This is a genomic window from Kitasatospora sp. NPDC058032, from assembly GCF_042885845.1.
GTDB lineage: Bacteria > Actinomycetota > Actinomycetes > Streptomycetales > Streptomycetaceae > Kitasatospora.
The window spans coordinates 1-14,858 of the sequence record NZ_JBHVRK010000007.1; the positions used below are offsets into that span (position 1 = coordinate 1).

Below are 14,858 nucleotides of genomic sequence, written 5' to 3' on the forward strand. Positions count from 1 at the left end.
TGGCGATGGCCCGCCACCAGCTCACCAGGATCGAGGCGGACCTGGAGGTCTGACCCCCTTCGGTCGGACGGGCCCTCGTCCCGGTCGCCGTCGGCGACCGGGACGAGGGCCGCTCCCCCGCGTCAGCCGCGCAGGTCGGCCAGCCAGGCCTCGACCTCGTCGGAGCGGCGGGGGAGGCCGATCGAGAGGTTCTCGCTGCCGTCCTCGGTGACCAGGAGGTCGTCCTCGATCCGCACGCCGATGCCGCGGTACTCCCGCGGCACCGTCAGGTCGTTCTCCTGGAAGTAGAGGCCCGGCTCCACCGTGAGGACCATGCCCGGCTTCAGCAGGCCGTCGACGTGCTCCTCGGTGCGGGAGTGGGCGCAGTCGTGCACGTCGAGGCCCAGCATGTGGCCGGTGCCGGCCAGGGTGAAGCGGCGGTGCAGTCCCAGCTCGTAGGCCTTGTCGGCGGCGAGGTCGCCGAACAGGCCCCAGGAGGCGAGGTGTTCGGCGAGCTCGCGCTGGGCGGCGTGGTGGAAGTCGCGGAAGTTCGCGCCGGGCTTCACCGCCGCGATGCCCGCCTCCTGCGCCGCGTACACGGCGTCGTAGACCTTCCGCTGGATGTCGGTGAAGCGGCCGGAGACCGGCAGGGTGCGGGTCACGTCGGCGGTGTACAGCTGGTTGGTCTCCACGCCGGCGTCCAGCAGCAGCAGATCGCCCGGGCGGGCCCGGCCGGTGTTGCGGACCCAGTGCAGGGTGGTGGCGTGCGGACCGGCCGCGGCGATGGTGCTGTAGCCGACGTCGTTGCCCTCGATCCGGGCCCGGAGGAAGAAGGTGCCCTCGATCAGCCGCTCGGCCGTCTCGGCGTCGGCGGCGAGCACGCGCACCACGTCCTCGAAGCCGCGGGCGGTCGCCGCGCAGGCGAAGCGCATCTCGGCGATCTCCCACGCGTCCTTGACCAGGCGAAGCCCGGACAGGAAGACCTCGAACTCCGCGTCCCGCTCGGCCGTGACCCTGTCCCGCAGGGCCTTCTCCACGCCCGCGTCGTGGCCGCGCAGCACCCGGACCGGACCGGTGGCCGCGCCCAGGTCGGCGTGGACGGTGCGCACGTCCCGGCCGGGCAGGCCGAGCAGTTGCTCGCTCTCGGTCAGGCTGTCGCGGCGGCCGTCCCACAGCTCGCCGTGGCCGTCCAGCCAGAACTCGCCGTTGTCGATCCGGGACCGGCCGCGCAGGTAGACCACGGCGCGGTGGCCGCTCTCCCCGGTGGGCTCCAGCACCAGCACGCCGTCCTGGCTGTGGTCGCCGGTCAGGTAGGCGTAGTCGGAGGACGGACGGAACGGGTAGTCGGCGTCGTTGGACCGCACCTTGGGGTTGCCGGAGGGGACCACCAGCAGCTCGCCCGGAAAGGCGGCGGACAGCGCGGCGCGCCGGCGCTCCGTGTACGGGGCCTGCGCTATCGGCTCCAGACCGTGGCGCTCGGTATCGGCCCAGCCCTGCTTCATGTTCTCGGCGAGTTCCTCGCTCACCCCGCGGGTGAGGCCGTTCTTCCGGTACTTGATGGGCTCGGTGGGCTCGGTCACTGCGGACTCTCCAGGGAGGGTGGGGCGACACGGCGCGCCGTCGCGCCGATCCGCCGGGTACGTAACAAGCGTTTTGTACCGTATATCGAACACGGGCCGAGGAGAAGGGGGTCGGGCATGCCCGAGGCGCCAGGGGCGAACCCTGGCGCCTCGTCGTGCCTCGGAACACCGCGCCGTGTCAGGCGTTCGTCAGCGATCCCGCACGCTCCCCGGCGTCGGGCGCTTCGGGACCGACGTCACCGGTCACCGGTCACGGGTCACCAGGTGACGGGTAGGGCGTGGAGGCCGTAGACCTCGTTGTTGACCCGGTAGGGCACCTCCTCGACCGGGCACGCGAGCGCGAGAGCGGGCAGCCGCCGCAGGAGCGCGGGCAGCGCGATCCGCAGTTCGGCGCGGGCCAGGGTCGAGCCGAGGCAGCGGTGCGGACCGTGCCCGAAGGTCACGTGCGACACGGGTTTGCGTTCGATGTCCAGGAGGTCCATGCCGGCGCCGAGCACCGGGTCGCGGTTGGCCACCGGCAGCTGACAGACCACCTGGTCACCGGCCTTGATCGGCACGCCGCCGATCTCGGTGTCCCGCCGTGCCGTCCGGGCCAGAGCGGTACTGGACACCGCCAGGTACCGCAGCAGTTCCTCCACGGCGCCGTCGATCACCGGATCGCCCTCGGCGGCGTTGCGCAGCCGGTCGGCCTGTTCCGGGTGCGACAGCAGGGCGAGCACGCCCAGGCCGATCGTATTGGACACGGTGACGTGGCCGGCCAGCAGCAACAGCTCGCAGACACCGACCAGTTCGGAGTCCGACACCGCGTCACCGTGCTCCCGGACGAGCATGCCGATCATCCCGTCGTCCGGGCTGCGCCGCTTCTCCGCCACCAGGGAGGCCGTGTACGCGCGCGACTCCCGGCCGGCCGCGAGCCGCTCCTCGATGGGGAGTCCGAGGTCCAGCGTGGTGCGGGACCAGCGGTGGAACGCCCCCTGGTCGGGGTCGGGGACGCCGAGCATCCCGCAGATCACCCCGAGCGGCAGCGGCAGCGCGAAGTCGTCCATCAGGTCCGCCGCGGAACCCCGCGACTCCATGGCGTCGATCAGCTCGCCGGCCAGGGTGCGGATCATCGGCTCCAGTGCGCGGATCCGCCTCCCGGTGAACTCCGGCGTCAGGACGTGGCGCAGCCGGGTGTGCTCCGGCGGGTCCATGTTGAGCAGCTCGTCCGGCAGGACCGGACTGCGCTCGGGGTCGTACATCGCGAACGTCTCCTGGTCGGCCAGCACCCGCCGCACATCGGTGTGCCGGGTGACCAGCCAGTACTCACCGACCCGGTGCAGCCAGAAGTCCCGGACCCGCCGGACCGCGTCCCCGCGTTGGACCTCCCCCAGCGCCGGGCCCGGGTCGAGCCCGTCGCGACGGTAGAAGATCGAGATCGGCGGCACTTCCAGCTCGCTCATGGGACCTCCTGTGATCACCCGGTGTCCCCTCCCGATACCCAGGTACCCGCACCGCCGCGCGTTCCGGACCCGATCCCGTGGCAGCGCGCAGGAGCGCGGCGCCCTCGCACGCGCCTCCTCCCGCGAGCCGGAGCCGCCCCCTGCCCCCGGCCCCCGCCGGTGGCGCGAATTCGGTAGCCCCGCCCCTGCCGTCCACCAGCCGGTGGACGGCAGGGGTCGGGCCCGGAGCTACAGCCGCTCGGGCGTCCCGATGCCGAGGAGGTCCATGCCCTGGCGGAGGGTCCGGCCGGTGAGTTCGCAGAGCAGCAGCCGGGTCTCCATGACCTCGCGGCCGGGGGCCTTGAGGACGGGGCAGTGCTCGTAGAAGGTGGTGTACGCCGCCGCGAGGCCGTGCAGGTAGGCGCAGAGGCGGTGGGGCTCGAAGGTCTCGGTGACGAGGTCGACGGTGGCGCCGAATTCGTCGAGGAGCAGGCCGAGGGCGCGTTCGGCGGGCTCCAGGGCCACGTCCCGGTGGGCGGCCGGGGTGACGGCCTCGGGGGCCTTGCGCAGGATGGACCGGATGCGGGCGTAGGCGTACTGGAGGTAGGTGCCGGTGTCTCCGTTGAGGGAGACCATGCGGTCGGCGTCGAAGATGTAGTCGCGGGTGCGGGAGGTCGAGAGGTCGGCGTACTTGACCGCGCCGACGCCGACCTGCTTCGCCCGGTCCTCGAGTTCCTCGGCGGCGAGCCGGGGGCTCTTCTCGGCGACGACGGTGCGGGCCCGGTCGACGGCCTCGTCGAGGAGGTCCATGAGGCGGACGGTCTCGCCGGAGCGGGTCTTGAAGGGCTTGCCGTCCTTGCCGAGGACGGTGCCGAAGCCGAGGTGCCGGGCGCGGACGCCGTCGGGGAGCCAGCCGGCGCGGCGGGCGGTCTCGAAGACCATCCGGAAGTGCAGGGCCTGGCGGCTGTCGACGACGTAGAGCAGCTGGTCGGCGCCGAGCGCGCCGACGCGGTCGCGGATCGCGGCGAGGTCGGTGGTGGCGTAGCCGTAGCCGCCGTCGCTCTTCTGGACGATGAGCGGGGTCGGTTCGCCGTCGGGGCCCTTGATCTCGTCGAAGAAGACGCAGAGGGCTCCGTCCGAGCGGACGGCGACGCCGGAGGCTTCGAGGTCGGCGCACACCTCGGCGAGCATCGGGTTGTAGTGGCTCTCGCCGACGGCGTCCGCGTCCTCGAGGAGGACGCCGAGGCGGGCGTAGACGGCTTCGAAGTAGACCTTCGACTCGTCGACCATGCCCTGCCAGGACGCGACGGTGTCGGCGTCGCCGGCCTGGAGCTCGACGACGCGCCGACGGGCCCGGTCGGCGAAGTCGGCGTCGCCGTCGAACTCGGCGCGCGACGCCTTGTAGAGGCGGTTGAGCCGGGACATCGACGGGCCGGAGCCGTCCGGCTCGGTGCCCTCGTCGAGTTCGGCGGGGTGCTCGACGAGGTACTGGATGAGCATGCCGAACTGGGTGCCCCAGTCGCCGAGGTGGTTGCGTCGGACGACCTTCTCGCCGCTGAACTCCAGGGCGCGCACGAGCGCGTCCCCGATGATCGTGGAGCGCAGGTGGCCGACGTGCATCTCCTTGGCGATGTTCGGCTGGCTGTAGTCGATCACCGTGACGCCGGCCGCGGCGTTGCCGCCGACACCGAGCCGGGCATCGGCCGCGCGGGCGGCCAGCCGGTCGAGGATGGCGGCGTCGGTGACGGTGACGTTGACGAAGCCGGGCCCGGAGACCTCCAGCTTCGCGATCACCTGGTCGGCGTCGAGCTTCTCCAGCACGCGGGCGGCGACCTCGCGGGGGTTGGCCCGCAGCGGCTTGGCCAGGCCGAGTATGCCGTTCGCCTGGAAGTCGGCGCGGTCGCTTCGTCGCAGCTGGGGGTCGCTGTCCGTGGCGTCGGGGAACGCGGTGGAGATCGCCTGTGCGAAGCACCGGTGCAGCGTGTCGGCGATGGAGAGGACCGTAGGCATGGAGAGGGGGACCACTTCCGTAGGAGGCGGATCTGCGGAAGAGCCGCAGGCGTCGCACAGCGCCGCACCGTCGGACCGTCGAGCCGGTGGACGCCGTGTTGCCGATCATTCCATGTCCGCTACGGCGAAGAGCTCGAATTATCTCCGCCGCGACGCCGCGGGACCGGGGCAGGCGAACGGCGGCGCGAAGCGGACCGGCCGTGGGTGGCCGGTCCGCTTCGGCAGGGCCCGGGGTCGGGCGCCGGGCCCGGTCAGCCCAGGCCGTTGACCCGCTTGTACTCCAGCGCGTAGGCGAGCTTGCCGGGCTTGGCCTCGGAGTACGGCTTGCTCAGCTTGTCGAACTCGCCCTTGGTGGCCGGCTTGCCGGCGTTCCACTGGTCGAGCGCGCCGAGGTCGGCGGCGGTGAAGCCGCTGTTGACGACGGTGGCCCTGGGCAGCGCGGTCATCGTCTGGGTCAGGCTCTTGACGGTGGCCAGGTAGCTGCCGAGGTCGTTGCGGTCCCAGCCGGACAGGTCGACCGGCTTGGCGTCCCGGACCCAGCTGCCCCAGTAGAACTCCTGGAACGGCAGCGAGTTCTGGGTGTAGCCGATGTCGCGGCCGAAGTAGAGCAGGCTGCGGTACTTGTCGTCGCTGAAGTTGGCCAGGCCGACACCGGTCGGCAGCTTGTTGACCTTGACCTGGTCGCCCTCGGGGCCGCGCAGGTAGACCCACTTGTTGGCCTGCATCCGGTCCCAGAAGGCCTGGCGGGTGAGGTTGCTGTAGTTGGCCAGCACCCGCAGCCGGACGTGCAGGTCCGCGCCGCCGTCCGGGGTCTCGTAGAAGGAGGTGAGGGTGTGGTGCCCGTCGGTGAGGAACGGCTCGCCGTGCGGGCCGATGACGACCGTCTTCATGGCCGCGACGCTGTCGGCCGTCTCGGCGCCGACGGGGAGCTTGCAGGTGAAGGAGGACGGGTCGTCCAGGCGGGCACCGGGCTGGGCCGTCGCCACGTCGACGCGGCCGTCGGCCTCGCACCAGTCGCCGAACTTCTTGTTGATCGCGTCCTTGCCGAGGGTGTAGCGGCCGAGCTTGTAGTACACCTCGTCATAGCCCAGCGCGGGCTGGGTGGGGTGCACGTCGCCGATGCGGACGTCGAGCAGCTCACCGGGCTCGGCGCACAGGTACGGCGCGAACGGCGTGGAGCGGTTGTCGTGCCCGCACAGCGGGGGCCGGGTGCCCGGCGCGCCGGGAGCGGCGTACGCGGTCGGCGCCGATACGACCACCGCGACGACGACGGCTCCGAGGGCCGCGGTACGGCGGGACGGGGGGATGGAACGCATGGCACTCCTCGCATCAGGGGCGGACAGGCCCGTGAGCGTGGCAGCGCCCGGCCAACACCGGGTCTCCTGACCGCGACGTCCAGGAGAACCCCGGTCAACGATCGCGCTGCCGCCGGCGCGCGCGTGTCACGGGCTGCTCTCGGCCGCGACGAAGGTGTACGCGCCGAGTTCGAGGAACAGGGCGTCCTGGAGCCCGGGCACGCCGGTGAGGGGGACGGCGAGTCGCCGTTCGAGCGGTCCGGCGTTGGTGGTCACCGGGTTGTAGGCCCGCAGCACGATCCGGGCGTCGCACGGGAGCGGCTGGTCGAACCGGAGCACGACCGTGACCGTGCCGGAGTAGTTGGCGGGCAGCAGGACGGAGCGCGTGTACCCCTCGTCGGTGCCGGGCGAGTAGATCTGCGCCGTCAGGCTGAACGGGGCCTGCTGGTCGGTGTTGGAGAAGGTCGCGGTACCGCCGGGCAGGTCGGTGCCGGAAACCCCGAAGACGAATCGCGTCGGGGTGTTGTTCAGGTTGCAGACGGCCAGCTCGGAGAGGACGTAACTGGTCTGCTGACACGGGATGACGTCGATGTTGCGCCAGCCGACGTTGGGGTTGTACCTGACCCAGTTCAGGTAGTCGACGAGCGAGCCGAACGTGGGCAGGGTGGCGGACATCGGGTGGGCGGGCGTGTCCACGGTGGTGATCGTGCAGTAGTGACCCGGCGGATTCTGGCTCGGCCAGACGAAGGCGGACCTGCTGACGCAGATCTGTCCGGGAGGGATCTCCCGGGAGCCGCCGCGGACGGTGAACGGCACGGTGGTGCCGCCGCCCTCGGCGTTGATCGGGGTCCACGCCCGCGGGTCCAGCAGCAGTCCCCCGGGGGCGTAGTAGAGCCTGACGTTGCCGGAGGTCGGGCAGCCGGTCCTCAGGTTCTTCCCCCGGACGTAGATGCGGTTGAGCCTCCCGTACACGATGGGGTGGCTGATTCCGAGGTCGGGGCCGTTGTAACTCGACGCCAGCAGGGGGAAGTCGAGGATGTCGCTGCCGAAGGGGATGATGTCCGGGGACTCCCAGACGGGGTCGGCGGTGGGGGTCTGTCCGACGTCCTGGAAGTTGTCCCGGACCAGGATGTCGTTCCAGTTGGCGGCGGCGTTCACGGTTCCTCCCGAGTGGACGGTGCGTGCCGGGCGTGTGCTGGGCGAACGGGGCGTACGGGGTGTGCCGTACGGCGGACGGACCCGGGTGCGTCGGTGCGGTGTTCCGGTCTTCCCGGGAAGGGCGCCCCTTCGGACCGCCGCAAGAGGCGGCAGGTCCTCATCGGCGGCCTCGTTGACGGCCGCCGGACAGATCGGTGAGTCGGTCCTGTGGTACCGGGAGGGCGAATGCGCCTGTTCCGAACGTCCCGGTACGGAAAATGTATCGGGCCCGAACCATCAGCCCAATAGGCCGGACGAGTGAATGCCCGGCATGTTCCTTTACTGCCGGGTGTGTTGGGGTTGTGCGCCCGCAATGCGCGCGCCGGTCCGACGAACCGTCGGACCGGCGCTCGGGATGCCCTTCCCTACGGTTCAGCCGTCGAGGAGCTCGGCGAGGGCCTCGGCCGGGTCGTGCTGCGGGGCGGCGATCGGCCACCACTGACCGTCCCGCTGCCGGTAGGGGTACCAGCGGCCGTCCCGGCCGTAGCGGAGCTGGCGCCCACTGCCGACCAACGTCCAGCGGTTCTCCGTCACTTCGAGCTCGGGCAGTTCGCCCTGATCCCAGCCCGCGGTGAGCGCGGCGCTCGCCCGGGCGGTGTCCTGCGAGGGCGGCGTCCAGGCCTCCTCCAGCGCGGCCAGCCCGGCTCTCCCGCCCAGCCGCCACGCCTCGGCCGCCCGGTCCAGTCGCTCCGGACGGCCGCAGGCCTCCCGCACCCGGGCCAGCACCCGCGGCTCGGGGCGGGTGGCCGCGATCCGTACGCTGTCCCGCCAGAGGTCGAGCGGCGCGGGCGGCTCGGCGGTGAAGCCGTGGGTGAAGGCCAGCAGCTCACGGGCGCGCACGGCCGCGTCCGCGACCAGCTGCTCCAGCGGGTCGGCCCCGACGCCGCCCGGGGAGGCGTCCTGCCGGACGGGCGGCCCGGGCAGCGGCGGCAGCTCGGGCAGCGCCGCCGGCTCGCGGCCGAACACCTCCTCGGCGGGCGTGCCGTCCGGCAGTTGCGCCGCGTCGGCCCGCGCTTCCGCCGTCACGTCGTCGGCGTTCGCCGCACCGGCCTCCGTCACGTCGGCGTCCTCGTTCCCGACACCGCCGACGATCGCCTGCACCAGCAGGGCGGCCCGGGCTTCCTCCCGCGCCTCCCGCACGCCGCGCCCCCGCAGCAGGAGCAGCAGCGCGGCGTCCTCGTCCAGCAGCCAGGACACCTGGTAGCCGAGCGCCGCCGCGTGCTCGCAGGGGTGGGCGAACGCGTCGCAGTCGCACTCCGCCTCCAGGTCGCCGTAGCCGGGCAGCAGCCGGATCCGGGCGTCCTCGGCGGCCTCCAGCAGGTCGGGCGGCAGTTCACCGGCGAGCAGTTCCTCGATGACACCCGGCCGTTCGGCGGCCTTCTCCCAGAGCGAGTCCCAGGCGTCCTCGTCGAGTTCCTCCAGGGTGAGCACCGTCCTGAACGGGGTGTCGCCCTCGTGGCCGGTGGTCGAGATGCGCCCGGGACTGACCGTGATGGGCCCGAGCCGGCCGGTCCGCGCGTGGGCCCGGCCCTTCTTCAGCGTCTCCTCGTCCAGGGCGGTGTCCTCCAGCGCGTCCGCCCAGGCCCTGCCCCACCAGGACCGGCCGCGTGACCGGCTGCCCCGGCGTGCGGCGAAGGCCGGGAAGCCCCGCGCGCCCGTCCCGTCCCCGAGCGTCCCGTTCCCGCCCGTCCCGTCCCCGCTCATCCCGCGCTCCTCAGTTCGACCAGGTTGGCCAGCTCGTCATTGCTCAGCTGCGTCAGCGCCTGCTCCCCGGCGCCCAGGACGGCGTCCGCCAGCCCCTTCTTCGCTTCGAGCAGCGCGGCGATGCGGTCCTCGACGGTGCCCTCGGCGATCATCCGGTGCACCTGGACGGGGCGCGTCTGCCCGATGCGGTGGGCGCGGTCGGTGGCCTGGGCCTCCACCGCCGGGTTCCACCAGCGGTCGTAGTGCACGACGTGGTCGGCGCGGGTGAGGTTGAGCCCGGTCCCGGCGGCCTTGAGGGACAGCAGGAAGACGGGCACCTCGCCGTCCTGGAACCGGCGGACCATCTCCTCCCGGCGCGGCACCGGGGTGCCGCCGTGCAGCAGCAGGGTGGGGACGCCGCGTTCGCGCAGGTGTGCCTCCAACAGCCGCGCCATGGTGACGTACTGGGTGAACACCAGGACCGCTCCGCCCTCGGAGACGATGGTGTCCAGCAGTTCGTCCAGCAGTTCCAGCTTGCCGGACCGGCCGGCCAGCCGGGTGCCGTCCGCCTCCTTGAGGAACTGCGCGGGGTGGTTGCAGATCTGCTTCAGACCGGTGAGCAGCTTGAGCACCAGTCCGCTCCGGGCGATGCCCTCGGTGGCCCCGATCCGCGCCATGGCCTCGCGGACCTGGGTCTCGTACAGGGTCCGCTGCTCGGGGGTGAGGGGGACCGGGCGGTCCGTCTCGGTCTTCGGCGGGAGTTCGGGGGCGATGCCCGGGTCCGACTTCCTGCGGCGGAGCAGGAACGGCCGGACCAGTTCGGCCAGTCGCCGCGCGGTGGGGCCGTACTCCCCCTCCTCCCCCGGCGGCGGTCCGAACTCCGCGCGTTCGGCGCGTTCGGCCTCCACGGCGGCGATCCAGCGGCTGCGGAAGCGGCCGTGGCCGCCGAGGAGTCCGGGGGTGGTCCAGTCGAGGACGGCCCAGAGCTCGGAGAGGTTGTTCTCGACCGGGGTGCCCGTCAGGGCGATCCTGGCGCCGGCGGGGATCAGCCGCAGCGCCTTCGCGGTGCCGGAGTGCGGGTTCTTGACGTGCTGGGCCTCATCGGCGACGACCGTGCTCCAGCGGTGCGCGCCGAGCCGCCCGGCGTCCAGGCGCATGGTGCCGTAGGTGGTCAGGACGAAGCCCGAGTCGGCGCCCTCCAGGGTGCGGTCGGGGCCGTGGTAGCGGCGCACGGGCGTGCCGGGGGCGAACCGGGCGACCTCGCGCTGCCAGTTGCCCAGCAGCGAGGCGGGGCAGACGACGAGGGTGGGGCCGGCGCTGTCCGGGTGCTCCTGGCGCAGCAGGTGCAGTGCGATCAGCTGGACGGTCTTGCCCAGGCCCATGTCGTCGGCGAGGCAGCCGCCGAGACCGAGCGAGGTGAGGCGGTCCAGCCAGCGCAGGCCGCGCAGCTGGTAGTCGCGCAGGGTGGCCGCGAGCGCGTCCGGCTGCTCGACGGCTTCGGTGCCGCCGTCGGGTTCGGCCAGGCGTCGGCGCAGGGCGAGCAGCCAGGCACTGGACGCGACCCGCACCTGCGTGCCGCCGATCTCGGTGTGCCCGGTGAGGGCGACGGCGAGCGCCTCGACGGCGGTGAGCGGTCGGAGGTCGCGTTCGCGGGCCTTGCGGGCGGTGTCGGCGTCGATGAGCACCCACTGCCCGCGCAGCCGGGCCACCGGCCGGTCGGCGACGGCGGCGGCGGCGACCTCGGCCGTCTCCTGCTCGGTGAGGGCCTCCCCGTCGAGTTCGAGCCGCCAGCGCAGGTCGACCCTGCCGTCACCGCCGAAGAAGGACCGCAGGTCGGTGGGCGGGGTCCGCTCGCCGCCGAGGACGGCGCGGGTGGTGAGGGGGCGGACGGCGCCCTCGGGCCGGAGCAGCTCGACACCGTGGGCGGCGAGCCGGTCGGCGGTGTCGCCGAGCAGGTCCTGGACCTCACGGTCGGTGAGGTCCAGGGCGGAGGGCACCGGCAGCAGGCGGGTGAGGGGCTGCCAGACATCGGCGGCCCGCCGTACGGCGAGCACGGTGTCGGCCCGGGCGCGAGGTCCGAACCCGGCCGTCTCGACCGCGGCGAACAGCTCGTCGGCATCGACGGCGAGGGTGGGGTCGGCCAGGCTGGACACCCGGGGCACCAGGCGCGGGGCGGGCCGCTCGCCCTCGCCGGCGGGCACCAGGTCCAGGCGCAGCGCCAGCCGTACGCCCGAGTCGAGGCCGGCCGAGATCTGCTCGGCCCAGGCGCGCAGCTGGGGCACGTGCTGGGGTTCGACGGCGGCGAAGGCCGGGCGGCCGGCCGCGGCGGGTGCGGCGGCGGTGCGCGGCAGGGTGTCGGCGACCGCGTCGACGAAGGAGCGGAGCAGGGTGGTGGTGTCGGGCAGCAGCAGCGGGCCGCCGGGCGGGACGGGCAGGGGCAGCGCGAGTGCCTCGGGCGGTGCCGCCGCGGCCAGTTCGCGGATGCGCCGGACGTCCTCCGGGGCGAGCGGGCCGACGCGCCAGGTGTCGTGGCCGGCGGCGGAGACGCCGGGGAGCAGCCGTTCGCGGGCGACGAGGTGCAGGCCGAGGGCGGTGGCGGCGCCCCAGTAGGCGGCGGACGGGCTGGGGGTGGCGGCCGTGGATCCGTCCACGGCCGCCTCGGTGTGGAGGCGGCGGGCCAGGGTGAGGGCGGGCAGTGCCTCGGCGACGGTCAGGCGCAGGACCGGGCAGCGGCGTACCACGAGGGTGCCGCCGTCGGCCGTGACCAGTTCGGCTTCGCCGGGTTCGCCGAGGAGCGGCCGCGCGGCGGGGCCGGGGAGGGCCGGGTCGTCGGGGTACCGGTACACGAGCCTTCCGGTGCGCCCCGGATCGCCCGGCTCGAAGGCCACCGCGCACTGCGCCAGCAGCTCGGCCTGCTCACGCGACATCCACGCCATCTGTTCCGCCCCTGGTTCGTCGTAGAGTCAACTTCCGCCGCCCGCGCGTGGACACCCCTAGTGAGGATCCTCGGGATGCGGCCCGGTGGCGTACGGGTTCGGCTCGCCCTCCGCGAGCACCCCCACGAACGGTTCGCCCTCCCCCGCGAAGGTGTGGGCGCCGCCCTCGATCCGCCCGATCAGGCTGTGGGTCCACTCCGCCTCGCTGTCGGCCGAGTGCATCCACATGTTCATGATTTCGCCGATGTGTCCGAACTGTTCGGGACCGTCCTGCGGCACGTAGTACTCGGTGACCTGGGCCCGCCACCGTTCGAGTCCGGCGATCCGCTCCTTGAGGAGCGCGACGGCCTCGGCCCGCGGCAGGTCGACGATGAACCCGAGGGCGGCCGAGAGCATGTCCCGCTTCTGGTCGTACGAGGTCAGGGCCTCGCGCAGCAGAGCGAGGTACTCCGCGGTGCCCTTGTCGGTGATCTCGTACTCGACCCGGGGTGGGCCGCCGACGGCGCTCGGGGCGACCTCGTGCGCGACGAGGAGTCCCTGCTTCGCCATCTGCTTGAGCGCGTGGTAGATCGAGCCCGGTTTGGCGGTGGACCACTCGTGGGCTCCCCAGTACTCCAGGTCGTTGCGCACCTGGTAACCGTGCGCGCGCCCGTGCTGACGGACCGCGCCGAGAACCAGTAGCCGGATCGCGGACATGAGCGGCTCCTTCCTCATCCTGCTCGTGGGAGCCCAGACTAATCAAATTTGACCAGCCATGCGGAACAGGCTACCTTCCCCGAGCTAGTCAAGTTTGATTACTGGCGGAGGGGAACGCTTTGACCGACCACTTGACCGACCGCGATCCGGCGATCGTCGTCGAGGGACTGCGGAAGAGGTACGGCGCCAAGCAGGCGCTCGACGGTCTCGATCTCACCGTCCGCGGCGGAACCGTCCAGGGGATCCTCGGCCCGAACGGCGCCGGCAAGACCACGGCCGTCCGCATCATGTCCACCCTGCTGCGCCCCGACGAGGGCCGGGTGCGGGTGGCGGGGGTCGACGCCGTGACCCGCGCCGACGAGGTGCGCGCGCGGATCGGACTGCTGGGTCAGTACGCCGCCGTCGACGAGGAGCTGAGCGGCCGGCAGAACCTGGAGATGTTCGGCCGACTCCATCACCTGGGCGCGCGCCGCGCGAACGCCCGGGCCGAGGAGCTGCTCACCCGCTTCGGGCTGGCCGACACCGGAACGAAGGCCGTCAAGCAGTACAGCGGCGGGATGCGGCGGCGCCTCGACCTGGCGGCCTCCCTCATCTCCGAGCCGCAGGTGCTCTTCCTGGACGAGCCCACCACCGGGCTCGACCCGCGCGGCCGCACGGAGGTGTGGAACGCGGTGCGCTCGCTGGTCGACGGCGGTACGACCGTGCTGCTGACCACCCAGTACCTGGAGGAGGCCGATCAGCTGGCCGACCGGATCGCGGTGATCGACCACGGGAAGGTCATCGCCCAGGGCACGGCGGACGAGCTGAAGACCAGGACGGGCGGCGACCGGATCGACGTCGTCCTGCACGACGCCGGCCAACTGGCCCGGGCGGCCTCGCTGTTGCCCGGGGAGGCAACCGTGGACGAGGACCGCCGGCTGGTCAGCGCCCCGGTCGGCGACCGGATGGCGGCGCTGACGGAGACCGTGCGGGCCCTGGAGGCGGCCGGAATCGTGGCGGAGGACATCGCGGTGCGGCGGCCGACGCTCGACGAGGTCTTCCTGCACCTGACGAACCCGGCGGACCTGTCGAAGGCGGAGGTGGAGGCGGAATGAGCACGGTCCGGACCATGGAGGCGCCGCACGGTACGGCGGCCACCGGCGGCACGGGCGCGAGCCTGCGCCGGGCCGCCGCCGACTCCTGGACGATGACCAGGCGCGAGCTGGCCCACTGGGCACGGCAGCCCGTGCAGGTGGTCGTCGGGCTGGTCTTCCCGGTGATGATGCTGCTGATGTTCCGTTACCTGATCGGCGGCGGCCGGGGCGTCGAGGGGGACTTCAAGGACTACCTGGTGCCCGGCATGCTCACCATGACGATGGCCTTCGGCCTGGAGGCCACGATGCTCTCCGTCACCCAGGACCTGGGCAAGGGGATCATCGACCGGTTCCGCTCGATGCCGATGGCGTCCGGAGCGGTCCTGGTCGGCCGCAGCGTCGCGGACATGCTGCAGTCGACGGTCGGGCTGATCGTGATGATCGCGGTGGGCTACGCGATCGGCTGGCGCTGGCACGGCGGTTTCGCCTCCTTCCTGGGGGCGGCGGGACTGCTGGTGCTGCTGCGGTTCGCGATGGTGTGGATCGGCATCCACCTGGCCATGGTCGCGGGCCGGCCGGAGCTGGTGCAGGCGGTGCAGATCCTGGTGTGGCCGGTCGGCTTCCTCTCGAACGCCATCGCCTCCCCGGAGTCGATGCCGTCCTGGCTGGGCGCGGTCGTGGAGTGGAACCCCATGTCGGCGACGGCCACGGCGGTGCGCGGCCTGTTCGGCAACCCGGGCGCGACCGGCGACTCCTGGGCCGCGACGCACGCGGACCTGCTCGCGGTGGCGTGGCCAACAGCCCTGGTCGCGGCCTTCCTCCCACTCGCGGTGAGCCGCTTCAGGGGCCTGAGCCGCTAGCGGGAGCGGGCGCGGCACCCGGGCGTGGGCGGCGGCCGGGGGGGGGGGGGGGGGCCGGGGCGACCCCCAAACGCGCGCACGACCCAGCCGTAGAATACGGGCGGAGAATACCGCTCGGGGGGGGACTT

The 14,858-nt window shown here is 72.9% G+C and carries 10 protein-coding genes; 2 read left to right on the plus strand and 8 right to left on the minus strand.

What is annotated here, in order from left to right; translation table 11 throughout:
* Positions 1–122 precede the first annotated feature (122 nt).
* From ACFVUH_RS13635 to ACFVUH_RS13670, 8 genes are all read right to left on the minus strand, one after another.
* Positions 123–1,559 carry an aminopeptidase P family protein gene (locus ACFVUH_RS13635; protein WP_387913190.1) on the minus strand — a complete coding sequence of 479 codons (1,437 nt, stop codon included), beginning with the start codon at positions 1,557–1,559 and terminating at the stop codon, positions 123–125.
* 257 nt (positions 1,560–1,816) lie between these two features.
* Positions 1,817–3,001 carry a cytochrome P450 gene (locus ACFVUH_RS13640; protein WP_387913191.1) on the minus strand — a complete coding sequence of 395 codons (1,185 nt, stop codon included), beginning with the start codon at positions 2,999–3,001 and terminating at the stop codon, positions 1,817–1,819.
* 228 nt (positions 3,002–3,229) lie between these two features.
* Positions 3,230–4,990: an arginine--tRNA ligase gene (gene argS, locus ACFVUH_RS13645; protein WP_387913192.1), complete on the minus strand. Its 1,761-nt coding sequence runs from the start codon at positions 4,988–4,990 to the stop codon at positions 3,230–3,232.
* 251 nt (positions 4,991–5,241) lie between these two features.
* Positions 5,242–6,306, minus strand: coding sequence for a ParB/Srx family N-terminal domain-containing protein (locus tag ACFVUH_RS13650; protein ID WP_355366314.1), 1,065 nt, complete (start codon positions 6,304–6,306; stop codon positions 5,242–5,244).
* Positions 6,307–6,432: 126 nt separating this feature from the next.
* Positions 6,433–7,443, minus strand: coding sequence for a hypothetical protein (locus ACFVUH_RS13655; protein WP_387913193.1), 1,011 nt, complete (start codon positions 7,441–7,443; stop codon positions 6,433–6,435).
* A gap of 411 nt (positions 7,444–7,854) precedes the next feature.
* Positions 7,855–9,186 (minus strand): hypothetical protein, encoded by a 1,332-nt coding sequence (locus ACFVUH_RS13660; RefSeq protein WP_387913195.1) that lies wholly within the window; start codon positions 9,184–9,186, stop codon positions 7,855–7,857.
* Positions 9,183–12,101: a DEAD/DEAH box helicase gene (locus tag ACFVUH_RS13665; RefSeq protein WP_387913197.1), complete on the minus strand. Its 2,919-nt coding sequence runs from the start codon at positions 12,099–12,101 to the stop codon at positions 9,183–9,185. Before ACFVUH_RS13665 ends, ACFVUH_RS13660 begins: the two co-directional genes overlap by 4 nt.
* 57 nt (positions 12,102–12,158) lie before the next feature.
* Positions 12,159–12,797, minus strand: coding sequence for a PadR family transcriptional regulator (locus ACFVUH_RS13670; protein WP_387913198.1), 639 nt, complete (start codon positions 12,795–12,797; stop codon positions 12,159–12,161).
* 131 nt (positions 12,798–12,928) lie between these two features.
* Here ACFVUH_RS13670 and ACFVUH_RS13675 point away from each other — a divergent pair, with 131 nt between their 5' ends.
* Both ACFVUH_RS13675 and ACFVUH_RS13680 read left to right on the plus strand, forming a co-directional pair.
* Positions 12,929–13,891, plus strand: a complete 963-nt coding sequence (locus ACFVUH_RS13675; RefSeq protein ID WP_387913574.1) for an ATP-binding cassette domain-containing protein — start codon at positions 12,929–12,931, stop codon at positions 13,889–13,891.
* Between the two features lie 14 nt (positions 13,892–13,905).
* Positions 13,906–14,730 (plus strand): ABC transporter permease, encoded by an 825-nt coding sequence (locus ACFVUH_RS13680; protein WP_387913576.1) that lies wholly within the window; start codon positions 13,906–13,908, stop codon positions 14,728–14,730.
* Positions 14,731–14,858: the final 128 nt, after the last annotated feature.